Annotated in this window: 4 protein-coding genes; 3 read left to right on the forward strand and 1 reads right to left on the reverse strand. The window is 59.4% G+C overall.

The annotated features are described in order from the left end of the window. Positions 1 to 242: 242 nt before the first annotated feature. A complete protein-coding gene (locus tag ACX80F_RS16915; RefSeq protein ID WP_459337543.1) occupies positions 243 to 545 on the reverse strand; it encodes a hypothetical protein in 303 nt (100 codons plus the stop codon). 620 nt (positions 546 to 1165) lie between these two features. Between ACX80F_RS16915 and ACX80F_RS16920 the strand changes: the two genes are divergently transcribed. The 3 genes from ACX80F_RS16920 (at position 1166) to ACX80F_RS16930 (ending at position 2893) form a co-directional block, all read left to right on the forward strand. Next, positions 1166 to 1801 (forward strand): AAA family ATPase, encoded by a 636-nt coding sequence (locus ACX80F_RS16920; RefSeq protein WP_133083220.1) that lies wholly within the window; start codon positions 1166 to 1168, stop codon positions 1799 to 1801. Then, positions 1795 to 2103 carry a hypothetical protein gene (locus ACX80F_RS16925; RefSeq protein WP_459337544.1) on the forward strand — a complete coding sequence of 103 codons (309 nt, stop codon included), beginning with the start codon at positions 1795 to 1797 and terminating at the stop codon, positions 2101 to 2103. The genes ACX80F_RS16920 and ACX80F_RS16925 overlap by 7 nt, the downstream gene beginning before the upstream one ends. 259 nt (positions 2104 to 2362) lie before the next feature. Then, a complete protein-coding gene (locus ACX80F_RS16930; RefSeq protein WP_459337545.1) occupies positions 2363 to 2893 on the forward strand; it encodes a hypothetical protein in 531 nt (176 codons plus the stop codon). Positions 2894 to 3472: the final 579 nt, after the last annotated feature.

Consider the following 3472-nt stretch of genomic DNA (forward strand, 5'->3'; position numbering starts at 1 on the left):
TTCAACGCCGAGGTCAAACCGCATCCGTAGGGCACCAGCGGACTCTGACCACAGCCTCCCCTAATGCTGTTGACACTTATAGGAGCGTCAGGGGCACGGCACAAGCTCCCCCACGCTTCGCTGCTTGTCCCGCGCCCAGGATGGACAGCAGGAACCACTCCCCCGCCTGCGCACAGCCACCACCACACCGACACGGATAGCTCACCTCGAGCAAGCGGTGGCCGTGCACAGCCTCCTGAAGCTCAGGTACCGAAACGATTCTTCACCGGGATCTCACGCCGCCGGCACTGATCAGGCCGCACCCACGCCTCACGAGCCCGGGAGAACTCCACCCATTGGGCGTACACCGCGTCAGGCGTCCACGCCATCGCGAAGCCCTTCACCGTCTGCTTTCGATCGTCCGGGTACTCCAGCTCAACCCACAATGCCGGCGCCTTCTCCGGCTCCGTTGCAGGCCTGTCGGGTGCGTCGAGCTGCAGCGACGGCACAAAACGATCTGCGCTTGGCGGGATGCCATGCCAACCAGGGCGAGAAGCTGAAGTCACCGGCACACCGTACCGGCCTCCCCCGACATTAGGGATGGGCGATCCGCGCATTCCTGTCACTTTCCCCGCGATCGAGGTTATGCCTGGATCAGATACTGGCACCACCACATTGCAGTAGTACTACCAAAGCACTACCAGAAGAGTAGTACTAGAGTTGCCCGCAGTCCGTCCGTGGGCCTCTTGTGCGCTGGTAGGTCGGTGCTACCACTACCACAGCGCTTTCAAATTGGTAGTAAAGTACTACCACACCGCTACCTTTTCGCGAGTGTTGCCCCAGTGATCCGTCCATAAGCTTCATGTGCCCGTAGATCTCGGGTAGCGCTACCATAGTGCTACCAGACCAGTAGCGTAGTACTATCAGGTTGCTATGGGTGTGGTAGTGGGGCTACTGGTAGCCCGGCCGGGAGTCTCGTGCGTCCGTAGATAGTATCGTCACTACTATAGTGCTACAAGATCAGTAGTGGAGCACTACCAAACTGCTACCAAAGCGGTGAGTATTGCCCAGTAGCAGTCCTTGGTGAGCCTTGTGCTGGTAGGCTCATTACGCACTACCATAGTGCTATCAGAGTAGTAGTAAAGCACTACCTCAGTGCTACAAACGGTTTCAGGGAGTGCTGGACATGATCCTCTTGATCGCGCATCACAAGGGCGGTGTCGGCAAAAGCACTATCGCCGTCAACCTTGCCGTCGAGTTTCAGAGACGCAACATGGACCCATTCATTCTCGAGGCTGACCCAACGGTTCACACGTCGACCAACTGGGCCAGGGATCGAGAGGAGGCGGGGGGAGTGCCAGTGCAGACACTGCAGAAGACCGGAAACTTAAGGCAGACCCTCACAGACTTAGGGGAGAGGTACGGGGTCGTTATCGTTGATGCGCCGGGGAAGGACTCACGCGAGATGCGCACTGCCATGACAACGGCGGACATGCTTCTTGCTCCAATTGAGCCGACACAACCGGCACTGGATGTGACGGAGCAGCTGACAAAGGTCATTGAGGAGGCCCGGGACATCAACCCGGAGCTCAAAGTCCTGGCAGTGCTGAATCGAGTTCCAACAAACACCTTCTCGAAGGCAGCCAATCAGGCAAAGGAGTACCTGGCGGAGTTTCCGGAAATTCGTCTGGCATCGGCTCGACTGCACGAGCGCAATGCATACAAGGAGGCGCTTGCTGAGGGCCTCGGTGTGGTCGAGATGCGAGACAGTAAGGCGAAGAACGAGATTCAGCGACTGGCAGAGGAGATCTTGGCGTGGTGAAGGTGAGACAGCGTAGTACCCCGCAGCAGGAGCGAGCAGCGGAGGAATTTGCGGCGAAGGCAGAGCAGCCCAATCCGCCCGAGCGGGAAGCCCGTTCTGCTCGGCAGTCCGAGGCCGGGCAGGATTTGCCGGCGTGGAAGCGCCGGAACAAGGAGCCGAAGACGAGTGGGGCGAATATCCGCGTTAGTAAGTCTCAGCTTGAGCTCCTGCGGCGGGCGGCTGAGATTGAGGAAATCTCGCAGCAGAAGTTGATTGAGAGCATCCTCTGGCCGGTCCTGGAGGAGCGGTACGGCGACAAGTAGGGAGTTATCAGAAGCTCTGGGCAGCTTCACTGTCGCAACCTCGTGAGGCTGTGCACGGTCACCGCTCGCTCGGGGTGAGGGCTCCCGTGTCGGCGACGCAGGTGGGTGTGTGCAGGCGTGCCCTTGGGTTCCTGCTGTGCACATGTGTGCGGGACAAGCAGCGGAGCGTGGGGAGCTTGTCCCGTGCCCATGTGTACAGGAGGCGTTGTTACGCACCGACGCCTCTGAGAACGTAGGAAGCAGAACGTAGATTACTGACATGCCTATACACGAACTTCGCAGGACTATCGAGCGAAAGCATCGCGACAAGCTCGAACAGTTCAGGCGAGCTTTCATGCTTGAGGAGAATGTGTTCGACGCACATCGTCCACATGGCGAGCACCGGCCGCTGAATGTCGGTCCGTTCAGGTCCGTCACCGACAAGTTTGCGGAGCTGACCTTCGGCGCGGACCGATCTGCGCTGTCTTACATTGAGGAGACACCAGGGCTGGCCGGCTATAAGGTCACCATCTCTATGGCAGGTCATCACCGCCTGATGCGGAGCCGGCTGCCGCTATCGGTGGAAGAAACCGACGCGTGGTTGTACGCGATTGCCGGAGACGAGTGGGCTGCCCACAGCTATCACGGTGGAGCGATGACCGGGGTCAACGAGAACGGCGGCAGGGGAGGACTCACTACCGTCTACTACATGCTGTTCCTCACCGACGAACTACGGCCGATGCCACGACCGGATATCCCGCTCGGTTACGATCTTGCACCGGTGGAGCCGGACGCCTTCACCGAGGCGTAGGACACGACGCAGGTGTGCCTGCTTCTTTTTACGATGACAGCTGGGAGCTAAACGATGTGGGATGAGGAAGAGGATTACCGCACACCCCGCTATCTTCTGTGGACCTGCGTCGGTCCCGGCAGCTTGATTGGCGTATTGAGTGCAGGAGCTCTTATGACATCGGCTGTGTCGGCTTTCGCGTTTGCCGGTCTCGTCCTGCTTCTCGTCCTGGCCTTCTTACTCGTCAGCATCGGGGCGAGATCACTCCGCGAGACACCAGGCCAGACGCGCAGCGACTGACGCCGACCCCACCAGTCCTCAAGACACCGCAGCCTCGGTGCGGGGAAAGGTAAATCCGGGTCGGCGTCATAGGCGAACCCGTTCGGCTATGGTTGTGGGCAAGTGGGGTATTCAAGCTCCTTCGTGGCTGACCGCATTTAAGCGTAAACCGCGCACCGGGCAGGATTTAGCCCGCCGGTTGCGACAAGTTGAACCGCTCTGGGTTTGATGGAGACTTCCGTTATGTGATTCCCACCAGCTGATGGCGGTTGGTTTGGCCAGCATAGAACGCCTGCTCGAACTCCGCTGGCGGGACATCGC

Source organism: Arthrobacter sp. TMS2-4 (assembly GCF_054511075.1).

Coding starts and splice junctions, on each gene's coding strand:
- ACX80F_RS16930 (WP_459337545.1), top strand. CDS start 2,363: ATGCCTATACACGAACTTCGCAGGACTATCGAGCGAAAGCATCGCGAC.
- ACX80F_RS16920 (WP_133083220.1), top strand. CDS start 1,166: ATGATCCTCTTGATCGCGCATCACAAGGGCGGTGTCGGCAAAAGCACT.